This is a genomic window from Micromonospora sp. DT178, assembly GCF_049841695.1.
In the GTDB taxonomy this organism is placed as follows: domain Bacteria; phylum Actinomycetota; class Actinomycetes; order Mycobacteriales; family Micromonosporaceae; genus Micromonospora.
Genome location: NZ_JBNCKV010000010.1, coordinates 244569 through 261252, shown reverse-complemented (window position 1 = coordinate 261252; position 16684 = coordinate 244569). Strand labels below are relative to the sequence as shown.

Below are 16684 nucleotides of genomic sequence, written 5' to 3'. Positions count from 1 at the left end.
AGCAGTCCCTGCTCTGCCCGTTAACAGTGGCATCGACGGCAACCTGGGTCAGTCCGCTGTGGCTGTCGGTGCGGGCTGCGGCACGTGAGTCGCCGGACCGGCGGGTAGGGCAGGGCGCGTACTAGCCGCAGGACGCTGCTGCGGCTGGTCACCAGGCCGAGGCGGTCGGCCAGCCGGGGCTCCGCGGGACCGGCAAGAGCCATCCCGACCAGCCGACTGCCGCTTTACTCGCTCAGCCACCACAGCAACTTTCTTGACAATGGAGGGATTTCCATGGAACTTTATTCATGCGTGCATGAATAGTCATCTTCTCTGATGATGCTGTAGGAGGCGGTTCGATGCCACACCCCCAGGCTGCGACCCGGCCTGATGCTGAAGAGCGAGATCGCCGGACCTCCGGGCCGGTCCGGGTCGGTCTGATCGGCTGCGGGCAGTGGGGTGCCAACGTCGCGGCGGCAGCTGAACGAAGCGTCGGAGTTCGACTGTCGGCTGTGGCGGACGTCAATCCCGAGGCTGCGACAAGTCTTGCCGCCCGTCTGGCGTCCGTACCCAAGGTCCTAACGCCAGCGGACCTGCTGGGTGACCGGCAGCTCGACGCGGTGCTGATCGTGACGGACGCCGCGAGTCACTTCGAGCTTGCCATGGCGGCGATCTCCCAGGGCAAGCACGTGTTCGTCGAGAAGCCGCTTGCCCTGTCGACCACGGACTCGGTCGCGTTGACCAAGGCCGCGGCGACAGCCGGCCTGACTCTCATGGTGGGCCACACGTTCCTGTACTCCGAACACGTCATCGACGTTGAGCGTGCTCTTCGGGAGGGGCAGGTCGGTGAGTTGCGTTACGTCAGCCTGCAACGCCTGGCGTACGGAAGGTTCCGCGAGGACGCCAACGTCATCTGGAACCTCGGACCGCATGACGTGTCGATCCTGATTCGCTGGGCTGGACGTCCGCCGACGGCGGTGCGCTGCGTGGAGTACATGTTCACCCGGCCCACCATCTCCGACCTGGCTTTCCTCACACTCGACTTCGGCGACTTCCTCGGCCACGTGCACCTCAGCTGCATCGACCCCGAGAAGGTCAGGCGGGCCACGGTCGCAGGCACGGCGGGAGGCGTCGTCTACGACGACGTGGGCGGAGCTGTCCGGTTGTACGTCAACGGCAGCAAGGTGCTGCCGCGAACGCTGTCGGCAGCCGATTCACGACCTCCGCTCGACACCGAACTGAGCCACTTCGCGGACTGCGTCCGCACCGGTGCGTGTCCACGGACTGACGGCATCCACGGTGCGATCGTGGTGGCTGTGCTGGAAGCCGCCACTGCCTCGGCGGCACTCGGCGGCGACTGGATCGACCTCACGATGGCCTTGGGGCAGGTGTCGTCGGCCGCCGATCCCGGCCCTCGGCCCGATCGACCCGCCTCCGGTCCCTCACTCGTCCCCTCGCAGAGGACGGCCTTCGCGTGACCGACTTGCTGATCTCCGACCGGTTGAACACCCGTCGGATCGACACTGATCTCATCGAGGCGCTCCGTGAGGCTTTCGGCGGCGTTCCTGCGGTGGTTGGGGCGATGCTGATGGGCTCGCGTTCACGGGGTATCGCCCACGCCAAGAGCAACATCGACGTTCAAATGATCATCGACCGCCTCGACGCCAGCACCACCGAGGGCATCGCGATGGTCCGCGACGGGCTGGCAGCACAGCTCGGCATTCCTATCAGCGTCAACGTGCACACCCTGGCCGACGCGCAGCCTTCGCTGGGGCGCTACGAGCTGTTCCAGCACAAGAACCGCGCGGAGCTGTTCATCTACCAGGCCAAATACACCAGCGTGAACCTGCTTGGGCGGAACATCTTCGCCGAGTTCACCGACCCGCCTCCGTCGCGCACCCGTCGCGAGGCGATCAGGACCGTAGCCTCCTTCTCCTACTTCCTGCGCAAGTTCCTGTTCGACGTCTCGATGGCACCCCACGGCGCGGCCGAGTTCGTGCGGACGCCGCTCATCAGCTTGGAGTACATCGCGGCGTTCTACGGCTACCTCAGCATGGGCTATCGCGATGGCCTGGATCATCTGACCGCGACCGGGCGGCTGACCGCTGAGGAGATCGCGTTTCTGGAGGAGTGCGCCAACCGTAAGGCCACTTCGCATTACGAGAAGGTGGGCGCGGCCTTCGCGCTTCGCGGGGCGACCTTCCTGGACGCCGTCCATGGCCGCATGCTCGACGACTTCCGCCGTCGGGGCGTCAGCGACGTGCGATGGAACGGGCAGGACAGCGCGGTCCGCTGGGACATCGCGCTACCGCAGGCGGCAGCGATGAGCATCCTGTGGGCTGGGCACAAGGCACTGCTCGTGCAGCGACACCCCGACGACTACCTCTACCCCGGCCAATGGACGATCCCGGGCGGCTACCTCCAGGCCGGCGAGGATCCCCGCGACGGAGCAGCCCGCGAGGTGTGGGAAGAGACAGGCAGCTACCTCGCCGTCAGTTGCCTGTTCGACGGCCAGCCCGTCGTGAGTGACCGACTGGCCGCGTTCTCGTTCGAGGTCGAGTTGCCCGACAGCGCCGCACCCCGCCTGACCGAGCACTCGAACTACCGGTTCGTCGACGCGAGCGAGGTGCTGTCGATGGACCTCACTCCCGAGGCCCGCCTGATCTTCGAGCGTCGCCTCAGCCAGACACACGCCCAACGAAACCGGCCAGCGTAAGAGTGAGGATGCCGCGGTATGGATGCCACTGAATACGACCACCTCGCCGTCGAAACGACGGTGCGGGCGCTCTGGGAGGAGCACGACATCTACCGGTTCGACCGCTCGGCGGTCGGCCCGGTGTTCAGCATCGATACGCCTCCTCCGTACGTGTCGGCGTCCCACCTGCACGTCGGCCACGCCATGAGCTACTCGCAGCCCGACTTCGTGGCCCGGTACCGGAGGATGCAAGGCGATCGTGTTTTCTACCCGATGGGTTTCGACGACAACGGTCTCCCCACCGAGCGCTACGTCGAGAAGACCTACGGGGTCAAAGCCGTCGACATGCCGCGGTCGGAGTTCGTGGCCCTGTGCCTGGCCGAAACCCGCAAGACGGCGGCCCGATACGAGGATCTGTGGCGCCGGGTGGGTCTGTCGGTCGACTGGGATCTGCTCTACTCGACCATTGACAAGCGGTGCCAGCTCACCGCGCAAACCAGCTTCATCAAGCTCCACGAGGCGGGCCATCTGCGCCGGGTGGAGGATCCGATCATCTGGTGTACCGAGTGTCGGACAGCCCTGGCGCAAGCCGACGTCGAAGACCTCGACCGCAATGGGAAGATCCACGACATCGCTTTCACGGCGGCGGACGGTCAGGCGCTGGTCATCGCAACGACCCGCCCCGAGCTACTGCCCGCCTGCGTGGCGCTGTACTTCCATCCGGAAGACGAGCGGTACCGGTACCTGCTCGGGACCAAGGCGACCGTACCGCTGTTCGGCTATCAGGTCCCGATCAAGGCCGATGAGTCCGTGGATCCCGCCTTCGGCACGGGGCTGATGATGGTCTGCACCTTCGGCGACGGCGAAGACGTCCTGAAGTGGCGACGCGACGGGCTCGACCTGCGGCTCGCCGTCACCCCCGACGGCCGGCTGTCAGAGCTCGCCGGGCAGCTCGCGGGTCTGCAACTGATCCAGGCGCGAGCGGCGATCGTGGCCCAGCTCGCAGAGATGGGCGCGTTGACCACAAGCCGCCCGCTCAAGCAGAACGTCGGGGTGCACGAGCGGTGTCTGACGCCGGTGGAGTACCAGATCCGGGCGCAGTGGTTCATCCGCGTGCGCGAACACCAGGACACGTTCCTGGCCCGCGCCAAGGAGCTGACCTGGATGCCCACCCACATGCGGCACCGCCTCGAGGACTGGATCGAGGGTCTGAGGTGGGACTGGAACATCAGCCGCCAGCGGCACTATGGTGTGCCGTTTCCCGTGTGGTTCTGCGATGACTGCGGCCACGCGGTCACCGCCGATCTGAGCGCGCTGCCCGTCGACCCCCTCGCCGACGCACCACCGGTGGATGCCTGCCCGGCCTGCTCCGGTCGCCTCAGCCCGGATCCCGACGTCATGGACACGTGGATGACCTCCTCCCTGTCGCCGCAGATCAACGACGGCTGGGCGGTCAACGGGCTGATCAGCGACCCGCTGCTGGCCTCCATGAGTTTGCGTGTGCAGGCGTTCGAGATCATCAGAACCTGGCTGTTTTACACCATCGTGCAGTCGCAGTACCACTTCGACCGGCTGCCCTGGCAGACCGTGATGATCTCCGGCTGGGGCCTGAACGAGCAGGGCAAGAAGATCGCCAAGCGGGACCTCGACCAGTCCACCACGCCGGACGGCTTCAACCGCTACGTTCCCGATCACGTCATCGAGCGGTACGGCGCCGACGCGCTGCGCATCTGGGCCACCAAGGCCCGCATCGGCAACGACCTGCGCTACAACGAGAAGGACGTCAAAACCGGCCGCAAGTTCACCGTAAAGATGTGGAACGTCGCCCGGCTGATGACCATGTACGGGTTCGACCCACAAGCCGCACCCGATCCCGCAGTGCTGTGCACAGACGTGGACCGGTGGATGCTGTCGCACCTGGCGTCCGCCATCGACGAGACCACCGCGGCGATGGACGAGTACGACTTCATGCAGGGATACCAGGCCGCGACACGCTTCTTCTGGTCGGTCTTCTGCGACCGGTACATCGAGATGGTCAAAGAACGGTTCCTCAACCCCGGCAACCACACCGACGCCGAGCGCGCCAGCGCCCGCGCGGCGCTCGGCATTGGCTTCCGCGCCGTCCTCGGCATGTTCGCACCCTTCGCCCCGTTCATCACGGACTATCTCTACCAGCAGATGTTCCGGCCCCACGAGAACACCGTCAGCCTTCACCTCACGTCCTGGCCGGCACCGCACCCGCAGTGGCGAACCGACCGCAAGCTCATCGACGACATGTCCACGATCCTCGACCAGATCCGCGTCTTGCGCAGCGGCCTCAACCTCGGCAGCAATACCCGCATCGCCAAAGTCGTGCTGCAGGGCGTCACCAACGACGGCCACCGAACCGCCCGAGCACTGGCCGAACCGCTTCGCGTGGCTGCCCGCGCCGACGAAGCGGTCTTCAGTGACGCGGACACCGACAGCGGCGTCAACGGCATCAGGGTCGCCATCATCGCCTGACACACCGCCCGGCTGGCCCGCTACCTGACTCAGGGCGGCCAGCCGGGTACGCCTACCCGAACCCTCGGATCCGTACATAGCAGCTACGGAGGCATCGCCATGCCCACACGAATACGCAGCTTCGCACCAGGGCCGTCCATTCTCCCCGACGACGTGCTGACCGAGTACCAGGCAAGCGTCGAGCACTACGCCGACACCGGGCTCGGCATCCTCGAACTGAGCCACCGCAGCGGACAGTTCGAGCAGCTCTACAACACCACGGTCGAGCGCCTGCGCGCGCTCATCGGCGTCCCGGCGGGATACGAACTGCTGCTACTACACGGCGGCGCGCGCTTCCAGTTCACGATGCTGCCCGCCAACCACCTCGGCCCGGACGCCGTCGCGGACTACCTGGTCACGGGACACTTCGGGGCGGCAGCAGCCGCCGAGGCTGCGGCCTACGGCTACGTCAACATCGCCGCCTCTACGCACGCAAACGGCTACCTGCGCTTGCCTTCGCCCGCCGAAGCGTCGTTCACGCCGACCGCCCGGTACGTGCACTACACGTCGAACAACACCGAAATGGGCACGCAGTTCAAGCAGCCGCCCGACATTCCGGCGGGCACGTGGCTCGCCTGTGACGCGTCCAGCGACCTCCTCACCCGCCCGTTTGACGTCGCCCGGCACGGCCTGATCTACGCGACCTCTCACAAGAACCTCGGCACCGCCGGCGTCGCGCTTGTCGTGATCCGAGCCGACCTCCTCGACCCGGTGCGCCAGCTCCCGCCTTTCCTCAGCTATCTCACACACGCGCAAGCCGGATCGCGTGTCAACACCCCGCCGATCAGCGCGATCTTCGTTCTGAGCCTCATGGCTGGGTGGACCATCCAGCAGGGCGGAGTGGAGGCGATGGACACCCTCACCACCGCCAAGTCCCAGCTGCTCTACCGCACGATCGACGACAGCGACTTCTACACGGGCCTTGCCGACCGCGACAGTCGGTCGAAGGTCAATGTCACGTTCGCGCTGCCGACCTTGGAGTTGGAGGACGAGTTTCAGGCAGACGCCGCGCGGCAGGGACTCGTCGGACTGTGGGGATACCGCAAGGTCGGACACCTGCGTGCTTCGCTGTTCAACGCGATCTCCCTGGATGCGGTCGGGGAACTCGTCGAATTCATGACGCACTTCGCCCGCGCCAAGCGGCGGCGGCTGCCCCGCCACGTGCCGGGCGGCGGAGCGCGGGTGCCGCGATGATCGTGTGGGAAAACCGCGAGCCGAGTACGGTCCTGTTGGCGCCGCCGTCACCGCCCGGTGCGCCGCACCTCGGCGGCATCTACACATGGGTGCTGCTCGACGCGGCTCGCCGGACTGCCCAGTATTTCGGCGGTGATGCTCACCTGCCGCAGTCGTGGAACATGTCGAGCCGCCGCCTGGAGCCGATGTTCGGCCACGATCCGGAGGGTTTCGCCCGCTATTGCGGGCTTGCTGTCGACAGCGCCGTCGCCGCGTTGGAAGGCTTCGGCATCGTGGTGTCGCCCCATGCCGCACTACGGGATGACGACGCGTCCGTACGAGCACACGTCCAGGCCGTCATCACCGATCTGGCCAACAGCGACGTCGTCCGCTACCTGGTCGCTGAGGAGAAGTGGTGCCTCAGCTGCCGGATCGCCCTCCCGCCAAGCGTCGATGCCGAGCACTGCTTCACCTGTGGCGGCCCGCTGCGTCTGCGAACCACACGGGACTGGTTCTTACCCGTCGACCTTGACGAGATGTTCCGTCGCGCGGCCACCGTCGAATGGGTGCCCGGCTACGGCATCCGCCGTCTGCGCAGCCTCACCGACGTCCATCCGTTGATCCGGGTCGGTCACCCTCAGCGGAATCTCGGCGTCCCTTCCCCGCTACATGACGGCGAGATCCTCGATCCGCGGCTGGTCGGTGCTCTCGGGCCAAGCCTGCTGCGCCGTCTCGGCCTTAACGGCCCGATCGTGGCCGTGGCCGGATTCGATATCCAGCGCAAGTGGCTGCTGACGCTCCTGGCCGCCAATCGACCCGACGCGTTGCCCGCCATGATCGTTCAGCACGGCACGCTGCTGGACACGGCAGGGCGCAAGCTCTCGCGCTACACCGGTGCCTCCCTCGCCGACGCGCCGGCTGACGTAGAGCCGTGCCTTGTCCGCGCGGCGCTGCTGTCGTCACCGCTCGGCAAGGATCTACGTGCTGTCGCGCTGGCCACCGTGGGTGCCTCACGGCTGCGCGAAAAGGTGTTGAACAGTCTGCGGTACATCGGTCTACAGCGACTCCGCACCGGCGGCATCGACTTGGACGCCGCATGCGACGAGTTGCTCAGCGAGGTCGAGTCGCGGCTGAAGGCGTTCGACATTCCGCGTGCCTACGCGGGCTTCCAGCGCGCGATCCTCTCCGTATCCAGCACGCTGATCCCGATGATTCGGCGGCGGGGCATGGCCTCCCACGCCGAGACCTGCCGCCGCATCGTCTCGCTGCACAGCATTTTCTACGGCGATGACCCACGGCTGCCTGGAATATCTGCCGGTCTCAGGCTGCGTGATGCGGACGGCGGCACAGAGCTCAGGTGAGAGCGCCCGACCGCGCCCCTTCGTGGTCGCCCGCCTGATGCGGCTGCCGTCTCCTCGGCCAGGTGAAACACGCGGCCACGACCAGCACCACCGCGGCGACGACGAAGGTCGCATCCAGCCCGGCCGACTTCGCCACCGCGCCGCCGACGAGAGCGCCGAGTCCCGACCCGCCCAGGCCCAGAATCCGGAACGCCGCGACCACCCGGCCGATCAAGCCGTCCGGTGACAGCGCCTGTCGAGCTGAGCCGACAGCGACCGACGCGGAACTTGCCGCCGCGCCGTAGACGACGAATAGCGCGGCTATCACCCAGACGTTGCCCGCCAGCATGGCCACCAGCCACACCCCCGCCTGGACAATCATCGCGGCAGCCTGCACCTTGCGGTACGCCAAACCAGCGATCAGGCGGCGAGCATTGGCCGCAGCGACGATCCCACCTACCGCCATCGCGGCCAGCAGAGCACCGTAGGCCGCATTTGGAAGGTGGAGTGTGCGTTGGGCATAGAGCACGAACGTCCCCATGACCATGAAGTAGCCGAAGTTAAACACGCCCATCGCGACCGCGAGGACACGAAGGTCCGGTGTTCTGAACAGGTGGCGCATGCCTTCACGAATCGACGCCCACAACGGCTGACGGTCCGGCTGATCAGACCGCACATCAGGCACCATCCGCACCAGTGCCGCCGAGGCCAGGAACGAGACCGCGTCGACGGCGAACGGCAGGGACCGACCGACTGAGAACGTCAACGAGCCGAGAGGCGGGCCCACCAGCGACCGTCCCGCGGTGTCCAGCGCCCAGTACCGGCCGTTGACCTTGCTCAGGTCATCCCCGTCCCTGCCGATGATCATCGGGATCACGGCCTGCGACGCGGCGTCGAAGAAGCACTGGGCGACACCCACCGCGAAGACAACCGTGATCAGCAGCGGAATGCTCGCCCAGCGGAGCGCCAGCGCCGCGACAAGCAGCCCGATTAGCGCCGCGCGGACGAGGTCGGCGATCACGAGCACTCGGCGGCGTGGCCACCTGTCCGCGAGCGCTCCAGCGGGCAGTCCGAGGGCCAGCCACGGCAGGTAGAAGGCCGCGCTCACAGCGGAGATCGCCAGCGGATCGGCTGTCAGGGTCGAGGCCAGCAACGGTGCGGCGGCTATGAACGCTCCGTCGCCTGCGACGGAGACAGCTACCGCGGCCAACAGAGGGCGGATCTGACGCCGCCGTGCAGCAGCCGACCGGTCCGATGGTGCTGGCGGTGTGCCTTCAGGCTGCGGGGAGGCCGAACTCACCGTTGCCCACGCCATGCAAGAACGCCGCCCACTCGTGCCGTGTGAAGACCAGGACAGGGCTGTCGTCAGACAGTTTCGAGTCCCGCACCCCCACCTCATCCTCGACGAACGCGGCCTCTACGCAGCCCGTGTCACCGCTCACGTTGCTCTTTCGCCACGCCGCGCCTGCGAACCTCACTGATGTCATCAGCTGCCTCCCACTCCGGGAACGATGGCGTCGAAGCGCTCGAACTCAACATCGAGAGCATTAAGATATTCAACGACACGATTGCCGTGCAGTGCAACGGACTTCAACCCCATGAACGCCTTCTCAAACCGGGTGACGGCAGCCTCCTCGCTGAAATAGCAGTCACCTCCGGGCGACTCGATCCATACGGTGCGAGGGCTGAGGCCGGACCGGAAGTCGAAAATGGTGAACCCCTGAGCTGCTACGACCGTGTGCTGCGCGCCGATTGGGACGACACCGAGCTCGATGTTGGGATGGCCCACCAAGCCGGTTAGATGCCGGATCTGACCTCGGGACACCTCGACCGGGAACGCACGGAACAGCAGAGCTCGAGCGTCCACCACGACCACGAAGCGAGGCCCGTCAGGTCCCTCCAGCGTCTGCTGTCGCGCCATACGCACGTCGGCGATGTAGTCCGGGCTTCCCGCACCGACCGCGACCGCCATCGCGTGGGCGTAGGCTCGGGTCTGCAACAGGCCCGGCACCACGACCGGCTGATACTGCCTGATCTCCCGCGTTGTCGACTCCAGCGCCGCGACCGCTCCCTGTCTCCGTCCCCAGCCGCCGGCACTCGTGATCCAGGACCCCTCGCCGTTCTCTTCCGCAGTCGCCGCCAGCAGTTCAGCACGGATGTCGGGATCGACCCCGTAAAGGCCGAGCAACCGGTCTACGTCCCGAACGGTGAATGCCGTCGTTCCGGTCTCGATCCGGGAGACCTTCGACTGCGACCACTCGAGCGAATCCGCGACGCGCTCCCCGGACAACCCCAGGTTCTCGCGTACTCGACGCAGCTCAGCGCCTACTCGGTAGCGTTGAGGCGACCCGCGAGTACCCATACGTCAGCGACTCCATGCGCACGTGCATAAACTCCTCGGACAGTACAGCACCGGTAGCGCCGAGGACCAGGGCCGGCTCTCTGTCAAGATCGCGCGAACTCAGGCGACGTGAACCGGTCGACCCGGGTAGAGCGTCCGGGCGCGGGCTGTTTGCCGGCGTTTGATCACTTGCGGACCCGGGCCGAAGCCCGTCTGGCAAGGTGCCGGCCAAGCTTCGCCGTGAGCTGCAAACGTTCGCTGAGTGGCACCTCGGAGGACTTGGCGCTGTTGAAGTCGTCGCCCACGTACCGCGGGATGATGTGCCAGTGGAGATGGAAGATGTCTTGAGCGGGAGGTCCCAGGTTGAGCCGCACCGTCGTCCCGCTGGCACCGAACGCGGCCTTCACCGCCTGCGTCGTTGCCTGAAGCGCGGCCAGCATGGGGGCTGCCTTCTCGGGCGGCACGTCGGCGATGCCGCCGAAGTGACCTGCCGGGACGAGAAGCATGTGACCTTTGTTGTTCGGCCGCTGGTGAAGCGCCGGAAAGACAACGAATTCGTTGTTGACGGCAAGGCAGACCCCAGGATCGATAACGCCAGCCGTCACCGAGCAGAACACGCACGACAGATTCAAGATCGCGATCGCCTCCCGAAGCGGGGTTTCGCACCATCCTCCCCGATGGGCTGACGTACGCGGCGGATGGATGCACGTGTCTTGGCGCCCGAGGGTTAGCTTGATCTTTAACCTGCTGAGCGGCGGCATCGACTCAGTGACAGCTCAGCGCCGGTATGTGGGCGTTCGCGACGGACCAGGAACCGAGTGCCCTGCGGCCAGCCGCAGCCTCGAAAGGCCGGTGATCTCGCAGACCTCGGCGTGTTTCCGCAGGTGCCCGTCGGGTCGATGGCGGGGATCCAGTCGATGGGAGCCTGGGGAAGCGGCCCGGACTGGTTCGGTGATCCGGCGCCGACGGACAGTCGGATGTCCAGGTGGTGCTGCTCAGGCAGACAGCGGATGTGGCGTGTAACCCGTGGCTGGAGTCGGCCGCATCGCTGTTGGCAGGATCGGGGTGCCGTGAGCTTCGGGGTCCTGAGCGAGGGCCTGCTCCAGGGCGGTGATGTGGTCGGCGGTGGTGTTCGAGGCCCGGTCCTGACGCAGCATGCCGGCGAGGGCTTCGCCGGTGTTGTCCAGGAAACAGGGCAACGGGTTATAGCCGTAAGGTCGGCCGGGGTGCCCTGCAGCGATGCCGCTGTAGGTCTCCCCGCACCGCCTTCCGAACCGGCAGGCAGTCGGGTACCCGCGTGTGGGACGAGGCGGCAGGGACGGCAGCCAAGGGGTGCCGTCCCTGCCTGGCGGGCGTTGCCGGTTATGCGGCGGGCGGACGTCGGCGGCGGGGAAGCAGCTTGGCGGCGGCTTCGGCCTTGGCGCGTTCGACGTCGAGTTCGGCCATGAGGAGGTGTAGGTGTCGGTCATGGTGATGGAGGAGTGGCCGAGGAGTTCCTGGATGTCCTTGAGGTCGGCGCCGGCTGCCTTGAGTTAGGTGGCGGCGCAGTGCCGTAGGTCGTGCAGTCGGATCGGGGGCAGGTCAGCGTCGCGGACGAGCGCTTCGAATCGGTCGGTGACGGTGTTGGGGTGCCAGGGTTGGCCGTCGGGTTGGACGAAGAAGAGTTCGGTGTCGGGCCAGGTGGTGCCGGCGAGTGAAGTGACCCCCTGAGACCGGACACCTCCTGACTTGGCATCCTGCCGAGGAGGAGGAAACCGCTGTGGCTCGACAGAGCAAGTACCCGGAGGAGTTCCGCCGCCGGGCTGCGGCGTTGGTGCTCGACTCCGGTCGCACGATCCGTGACGTCGGTCGTGAACTCGGCGTCAACCATGAGACGCTGCGCAATTGGGTCGCTCAGCTGCGGCAGGAGCGCGACGGCGGCCAGCCCGGTGACCTGGCTGCTGACGAGCGGGCTGAGCTGCTGCGGTTGCGGCGTCAGGTCGCTCAGTTGGAGTTAGAGAAGGAGATCTTAGAAAAGCTGCGGTCTTCTTCGCACGCGAGACGGAGCGGTGAACCGGACTGATGTGTATCGGTTCATCGACGCGGAGAAGACCACCTATCCGGTCCGTCTGCTCTGCCGACTTCTCGGCGTCGGCCACAGCGCCTTCTATCAGTGGCTCCGAGCGGGCCGCGAACGTGCCGCCGACAGGGAACGCTACGACCAGGCCCGGGTTGAGGTAACCCGTCAGGCGTGGTCGGAGCATCGCAGTGTCTATGGTGCCCGGCGGCTTACCGCTGAACTGCACGAGCGCGGCCACCGGTGGAACCGCAAGGCGGTGGCCCGGCTGATGCGCCTGGCCGGGATTGAGGGCGCCCACCGGCGCTGGCGTGGCAAGCCCCGCCGCAAGGCCGCGTCCACGGCGACCGCGCCGGACCTGGTGCAGCGACAGTTCACCGCAAGCGCGCCGAACCGGCTATGGGTCGCGGACATCTCCTACCTGCGCACATGGGAAGGGTTCCTCTACCTCGCGGTCGTGGTCGACGCCTACTCCCGCCGAGTCGTCGGGTGGGCGATGGCCGATGACCTCCGCACTGAGCTGATCCTCGACGCGGTCGGCATGGCCATCCAGCACCGCCGACCGGCCCGTGAGCAGCTCGTTCACCATTCGGATCGCGGAACCCAGTACACGTCGTTCGATTTCGGCCGGACCCTGCGTTCCTGCGGCGTCCTGGCCTCGATGGGGTTCGGTCGCCGACTGCTACGACAACGCCATAGCGAGTCGTTCTTCGCCACCCTCAAAGACCGAACTGGTCTACACCCGCGCCTGGCCATCCCGGCACGAACTGGAGATGGAGGTCTTCTCCTACATCGAGGGCTTCTACAACCCTCGCCGCCGGCACAGCCGTCTGGGTAACGTCAGCCCCGACACCTACAAAAAAACCCACCGAGAGTCTCTGACAGACATCGAGGTGTCCGGGCAATAGGGGTCACTTCACGCTGAGCCGTCATCTCGTTCCCCGTGCCGGTGGCCGGCGCGCCTTCTCCCTCGCCGGTCTGTCAGCAGGTCCGGCTCGGTGAACCGTGCCGAGGTCAGTTGCGGCGTCAGTGCCTGCCTCCGTTGCGGGGTCGTCCTTGAACCTGACCCGGCAACGGACCCCCGGCTCCGCTCACACCGCAGCACACGCCGCCACTGACCAGATTTTTTCCAGCTCAGAGAGACCTTTCGGTCTTTCTCACCCCCGCAGGAGACACAGACCATGTCCGATCAACTGCTTCGTGCCCAGTCCATGCTGACCGCCCGCGACCACGTGCTGCTCGGCTGGCTGACCGACCACGGCGTGCTGACCACACCGCAGATCGCCTACGCCCTGTTCACGTCTCTGGACTTCGCCCAACGCCGACTGCGCCGGCTCCACGACGTCGGCGTCATCGACCGGTTCCGGCCGCTGAAGACCGACGGCGGCTCCTACCCGTACCACTGGGTCCTGGACCAGTTCGGCGCGGCATGTGCGCAGCTGCCCGCACCGCCCGCCGAGCCATGAACCTCGCGCGGCCAGCGAAGACAGCCGCCACCCCGCCCACGACGCAGCGACGGCACGGCCGCGCCACCGTAGCCGCACACAAGCCCGTGCCGTTCGCGGCTGGTTCACCCCCTCCCCGACGGCGACCGCGGCGGACCCACTGCCGCAGCGAACTTCTCGACCATCCATGCCAGTGCCCACGGCCGCATAGGCCGACGTGACGGAATGCCCGGAATCAGGGAATTGGATCCGTGGTTGCTGGCTTACCAGCGACGGACTTCCTCACCGCTTCGCTACCGCGTGGGGATCGGATCTGACTCGCCGCGCTCGCCGTCGGCCGGCAGACTGTCGGTCGTGACAGCCGAGATGGTGTTCCCGGGCGGTGCGTGGAACGAGATCCGGTTCGGCTTGTACGAGCCGACTCTCGACTACAGCGGCAGCGGGTGGGGCCGGGACGTCCTGGAGCCCTGGATTGCGGCCAACTCGCCCATCTTGGCGGCACTGCGCCAGGTCGGCGAGGCGGAGATGGCCGCCGTGTCGCTCGGGCAGGAGGACCGGTGGGCGTTGTACGCACTGAGCCGGGTGACGGAGTTGCTCATCCTGCCCAGCCAACCGCCCGCCACCGACCCCGACGCTCCCACGGACTGGCTTCCGCCCTCGGCGTACCGGCAGTTCGTCACCGCGATCGACGGCACGTTCCCGGAGAGAGAGGCGTTCCACCCGTTCCTGCACGAGATCGTCGAGGTGATGCCGGCCACCGACTCGCAGGAGGCTCCCCTGCTGGTTGGGCAGTGGTGGCCGGGTTGTCTCATCGGATCGCTGCTGCTGGTGAGGGGCGGCGTGAGCGTACGCGCCGGTGCTCACTACGTGGATCCCGCACTCGCCACGACCTCGACCCTGTACTGGGCATGGCGGCGGCGGTACCGGCAGGTGGCTGACCTGTCCCACGGCTGGGGCGGCAACTCGCAGTGGCGTACGAAGTTCCGCCGTGACTACCGGTTGCCGGACCGGTTCGTCTACAACGCGGATGCCGCCCTGGACGCAACGCCGCCACACCCCGGCGGCCCACCTCCGAACATGGACGTGGACCTGCTGCGCTACCGATGCAGCACCCTGGTCGACCACGGCGACGATCAGTGGGTCTGGGACAGCCACCACGTCGAGCCGATCGTTCCCACCCCTGCGGTACCGGGCTGACCGACCCGCTCCGAGCAGGAAGCCAGTGCCCGGGAGCCGGCCGCCCCCGACAGGCTCCGACTCACCTCCCGCCGTCTCAGGAGCCTCCCGTGGCCAGTCGCAGTTCGGGGAGGCGTTCGGTGGCGGCGTCGATCACCGTACGGGCGAGGGGCGCCGGAATACCGGCCTGCGCCGCCAAGCTCTCCGTCGTCACCCGCTGCTCGCCGAGGAGTTCGACGGCCCGGCCCAGCAGGGACGGCTGCTCCCGGGGGCCGAGATCGCCCGGCTCGGGATGGCCCCACTGGGCGAGCAGGCTCATGCCCCGCCGGTAGGTGTGGTCCCGGTACACGCCCAGGTCGTGGCCCCGGTAGACGAGCGCCTTCAGGCTGATGCCCCAGCGGCGCTTCAACTCGTGCAGCCGGTCGAAGTCGAGGCGGGCCGGCAGCTCCGCGGCCAGCGCGGGGCTGGGAGCGAGGAACTCGGAGGCGAAGGCGGTGGCCTCCCGTTCCAGGATCTGACTGCCGGGCTCGGCGTCGTGGTGTAGCAGCAGATGACCGAGTTCGTGGGCGGCGTCCATCCGGGAGCGGGCCCTGTCGTTCTTGGCCGGGTTCAGGAAGACGAACGGCCGCTGGCCGTACCAGTGCGAGAAGGCGTCGACCCGCTCCGAGGCGTCCGGCAGCGACAGCACGATCACCCCGTGCGCTTCCAGCAGCCGTACGGTGTGTGGCACCGGCCCGTCGTCGAGCCCGAACTCCCGGCGCGCCGCCGCGGCGGCCGCGCGGATGTCCTCGGCCCGCGCCGGTTCCGGCAGGTCGAGTTGGGGCAGCCGCAGCTCGGGCAGCCGCAGCTGCCGGCTCAGCACCTCGACCACCCGCCAGGCGACCTCGCCGAACGCCTCCGCCTGGTCCCGCTCCGCCTGGCTGGTGGCCCGCAGGCTACGGAAGTGCGCACGCCCCGGCGACGCCGGAGCGGGAAAACCTGCGGCGAAGAACTCGACCGGCATCGTCAACGCCAACGCCAACCGGGCCAGCACCGCCGCCGACGGGCGGGCCTGTCCTAGCTCGTACTGGCTGACCGCCGCCGCCGTGACCCCGATCTGCCGGGCCAACTCGTTCTTGCGCATCCGCCGCCACCGGCGGGCCAACCCCAGAGCGTGCGGCTCGAACGCCGCGACGGCCACGCTGGCCGAGACCGGCGTACGGGTCCCCCCGGTCACGCCGAACGGCCGTCGACAGCACCGAGAGGACGACCACCGGCGCGGCCGGGCAGCAGCGTCTCGATCGGCAGCTCGGGAACCGGCAGCTCGTCGTGCCGCTGCCCCGGCACACCGGTGGCGTCGCCGACGACCGGCAGCGGCGTACCCACCGTGACCGCGTCACCGAACCACAGCATCACCTCGAACCACGGCGACCCACCCTCGCGGTTGTCCCGGGGCAGCCCGAGATACGCCGTCGCCTCCCCCGTCGTGATGTCCCCTGTGTGCGCGACGCGCAGATGCCGCTTCGGCGGCACCACACCGGCGAAGACCTCCGGGAACTGCTCGTCGTCGTCGAAAGCCAGCTGGCCATCGCGGCTGTTCTCCACCGCCCCGCCCAGCCGGGCCTCGCTACCCTCCCACCGGATCGACTCGATCCCACCCTGCAACGAGTAGAGCCGCACCACGTACCCGGCGCAGAGGATCTCCAGGGAGTTGTCCTCCAGCCGCACCCGCACCCCGTCGACACCCTCGAACGTCGCCTTGCCCAGGTTGGTCAGGTTGCGCCACACGGTGGTGCCGAAACTCATCGCGTCGTCGCCCAGCTCCGGCTCGTGCCGGTCCGCGGCCCGCCGATACACCTGCCGGATCAACCCACCCAGCGGCTCCAGCACGCCCCGCTCGTCCAGCACCACCACCGCGTCGCCCAACAGACCCATGCCAGGAAATCTAGCCGATGCCCC

Annotated in this window: 16 protein-coding genes and 1 pseudogene; 10 read left to right on the top strand and 7 right to left on the bottom strand. The window is 67.5% G+C overall.

Annotated features, from left to right (window positions below; translation table 11 throughout):
- Positions 1–338: 338 nt before the first annotated feature.
- The 5 genes from ACLQ22_RS20710 (at position 339) to ACLQ22_RS20690 (ending at position 7749) form a co-directional block, all read left to right on the top strand.
- On the top strand, positions 339–1457 hold the full coding sequence (locus ACLQ22_RS20710; protein WP_425693740.1) for a Gfo/Idh/MocA family protein: 1119 nt from the start codon (positions 339–341) through the stop codon (positions 1455–1457).
- Positions 1454–2695 (top strand): NUDIX domain-containing protein, encoded by a 1242-nt coding sequence (locus tag ACLQ22_RS20705; RefSeq protein WP_425693739.1) that lies wholly within the window; start codon positions 1454–1456, stop codon positions 2693–2695. The genes ACLQ22_RS20710 and ACLQ22_RS20705 overlap by 4 nt, the downstream gene beginning before the upstream one ends.
- A gap of 18 nt (positions 2696–2713) precedes the next feature.
- Entirely contained in the window at positions 2714–5176 is a 2463-nt protein-coding gene (locus ACLQ22_RS20700) for a valine--tRNA ligase (RefSeq protein ID WP_425693738.1), read from the top strand.
- Between the two features lie 99 nt (positions 5177–5275).
- The gene (serC, locus tag ACLQ22_RS20695) at positions 5276–6409 is read left to right on the top strand and encodes a 3-phosphoserine/phosphohydroxythreonine transaminase (protein WP_425693737.1); all 1134 of its coding nucleotides are present in this window, start codon (positions 5276–5278) and stop codon (positions 6407–6409) included.
- Complete coding sequence (locus ACLQ22_RS20690; RefSeq protein WP_425693736.1) at positions 6406–7749, top strand: hypothetical protein; 1344 nt, start codon at positions 6406–6408, stop codon at positions 7747–7749. Before serC ends, ACLQ22_RS20690 begins: the two co-directional genes overlap by 4 nt.
- On the opposite strand, the gene ACLQ22_RS20685 is transcribed toward ACLQ22_RS20690, so the two are convergent.
- From ACLQ22_RS20685 to ACLQ22_RS20665, 5 genes and pseudogenes are all read right to left on the bottom strand, one after another.
- Positions 7742–9043: an MFS transporter gene (locus ACLQ22_RS20685; RefSeq protein ID WP_425693735.1), complete on the bottom strand. Its 1302-nt coding sequence runs from the start codon at positions 9041–9043 to the stop codon at positions 7742–7744. The genes ACLQ22_RS20690 and ACLQ22_RS20685 overlap by 8 nt on opposite strands.
- Positions 9003–9215 carry a DUF397 domain-containing protein gene (locus tag ACLQ22_RS20680; RefSeq protein ID WP_425693734.1) on the bottom strand — a complete coding sequence of 71 codons (213 nt, stop codon included), beginning with the start codon at positions 9213–9215 and terminating at the stop codon, positions 9003–9005. Before ACLQ22_RS20680 ends, ACLQ22_RS20685 begins: the two co-directional genes overlap by 41 nt.
- Positions 9215–10090, bottom strand: a complete 876-nt coding sequence (locus ACLQ22_RS20675; protein ID WP_425693733.1) for a helix-turn-helix domain-containing protein — start codon at positions 10088–10090, stop codon at positions 9215–9217. The genes ACLQ22_RS20680 and ACLQ22_RS20675 overlap by 1 nt, the downstream gene beginning before the upstream one ends.
- A 164-nt stretch (positions 10091–10254) precedes the next feature.
- Positions 10255–10686, bottom strand: a complete 432-nt coding sequence (locus ACLQ22_RS20670) for an HIT family protein (protein WP_425693732.1) — start codon at positions 10684–10686, stop codon at positions 10255–10257.
- 149 nt (positions 10687–10835) lie between these two features.
- Positions 10836–11280 (bottom strand): annotated as a pseudogene (locus ACLQ22_RS20665) (IS1380 family transposase); the annotation flags it as partial.
- Between the two features lie 548 nt (positions 11281–11828).
- On the opposite strand from ACLQ22_RS20665, the gene ACLQ22_RS20660 reads away from it, so the two are divergent.
- The 5 genes from ACLQ22_RS20660 to ACLQ22_RS20640 all read left to right on the top strand — a co-directional run bounded on the left by ACLQ22_RS20660 (position 11829) and on the right by ACLQ22_RS20640 (position 14767).
- Entirely contained in the window at positions 11829–12131 is a 303-nt protein-coding gene (locus tag ACLQ22_RS20660) for a transposase (RefSeq protein ID WP_425693731.1), read from the top strand.
- Positions 12118–12963 (top strand): IS3 family transposase, encoded by an 846-nt coding sequence (locus ACLQ22_RS20655; protein ID WP_425693730.1) that lies wholly within the window; start codon positions 12118–12120, stop codon positions 12961–12963. Before ACLQ22_RS20660 ends, ACLQ22_RS20655 begins: the two co-directional genes overlap by 14 nt.
- Complete coding sequence (locus tag ACLQ22_RS20650; protein WP_425693729.1) at positions 12899–13033, top strand: hypothetical protein; 135 nt, start codon at positions 12899–12901, stop codon at positions 13031–13033. Before ACLQ22_RS20655 ends, ACLQ22_RS20650 begins: the two co-directional genes overlap by 65 nt.
- Positions 13034–13306: 273 nt before the next feature.
- Positions 13307–13591 (top strand): replication-relaxation family protein, encoded by a 285-nt coding sequence (locus ACLQ22_RS20645; RefSeq protein ID WP_425693728.1) that lies wholly within the window; start codon positions 13307–13309, stop codon positions 13589–13591.
- Between the two features lie 333 nt (positions 13592–13924).
- Complete coding sequence (locus ACLQ22_RS20640) at positions 13925–14767, top strand: hypothetical protein (RefSeq protein ID WP_425693727.1); 843 nt, start codon at positions 13925–13927, stop codon at positions 14765–14767.
- Between the two features lie 76 nt (positions 14768–14843).
- Here ACLQ22_RS20640 and ACLQ22_RS20635 read toward each other — a convergent pair whose 3' ends face one another.
- Positions 14844–15962 (bottom strand): XRE family transcriptional regulator, encoded by a 1119-nt coding sequence (locus ACLQ22_RS20635; protein WP_425693726.1) that lies wholly within the window; start codon positions 15960–15962, stop codon positions 14844–14846.
- Positions 15959–16660, bottom strand: coding sequence for a hypothetical protein (locus tag ACLQ22_RS20630; protein ID WP_425693725.1), 702 nt, complete (start codon positions 16658–16660; stop codon positions 15959–15961). Before ACLQ22_RS20630 ends, ACLQ22_RS20635 begins: the two co-directional genes overlap by 4 nt.
- Positions 16661–16684: the final 24 nt, after the last annotated feature.

What these genes read in the sequence shown, in the direction of transcription:
- ACLQ22_RS20690 (WP_425693736.1), top strand. Translation starts at nt 6,406, where the DNA reads ATGATCGTGTGGGAAAACCGCGAGCCGAGTACGGTCCTGTTGGCGCCG.
- ACLQ22_RS20645 (WP_425693728.1), top strand. Translation starts at nt 13,307, where the DNA reads ATGTCCGATCAACTGCTTCGTGCCCAGTCCATGCTGACCGCCCGCGAC.
- ACLQ22_RS20710 (WP_425693740.1), top strand. Translation starts at nt 339, where the DNA reads ATGCCACACCCCCAGGCTGCGACCCGGCCTGATGCTGAAGAGCGAGAT.
- serC (WP_425693737.1), top strand. Translation starts at nt 5,276, where the DNA reads ATGCCCACACGAATACGCAGCTTCGCACCAGGGCCGTCCATTCTCCCC.
- ACLQ22_RS20685 (WP_425693735.1), bottom strand. Translation starts at nt 9,043, where the DNA reads ATGGCGTGGGCAACGGTGAGTTCGGCCTCCCCGCAGCCTGAAGGCACA.
- ACLQ22_RS20680 (WP_425693734.1), bottom strand. Translation starts at nt 9,215, where the DNA reads ATGACATCAGTGAGGTTCGCAGGCGCGGCGTGGCGAAAGAGCAACGTG.
- ACLQ22_RS20650 (WP_425693729.1), top strand. Translation starts at nt 12,899, where the DNA reads ATGGAGGTCTTCTCCTACATCGAGGGCTTCTACAACCCTCGCCGCCGG.
- ACLQ22_RS20675 (WP_425693733.1), bottom strand. Translation starts at nt 10,090, where the DNA reads ATGGGTACTCGCGGGTCGCCTCAACGCTACCGAGTAGGCGCTGAGCTG.
- ACLQ22_RS20700 (WP_425693738.1), top strand. Translation starts at nt 2,714, where the DNA reads ATGGATGCCACTGAATACGACCACCTCGCCGTCGAAACGACGGTGCGG.
- ACLQ22_RS20630 (WP_425693725.1), bottom strand. Translation starts at nt 16,660, where the DNA reads ATGGGTCTGTTGGGCGACGCGGTGGTGGTGCTGGACGAGCGGGGCGTG.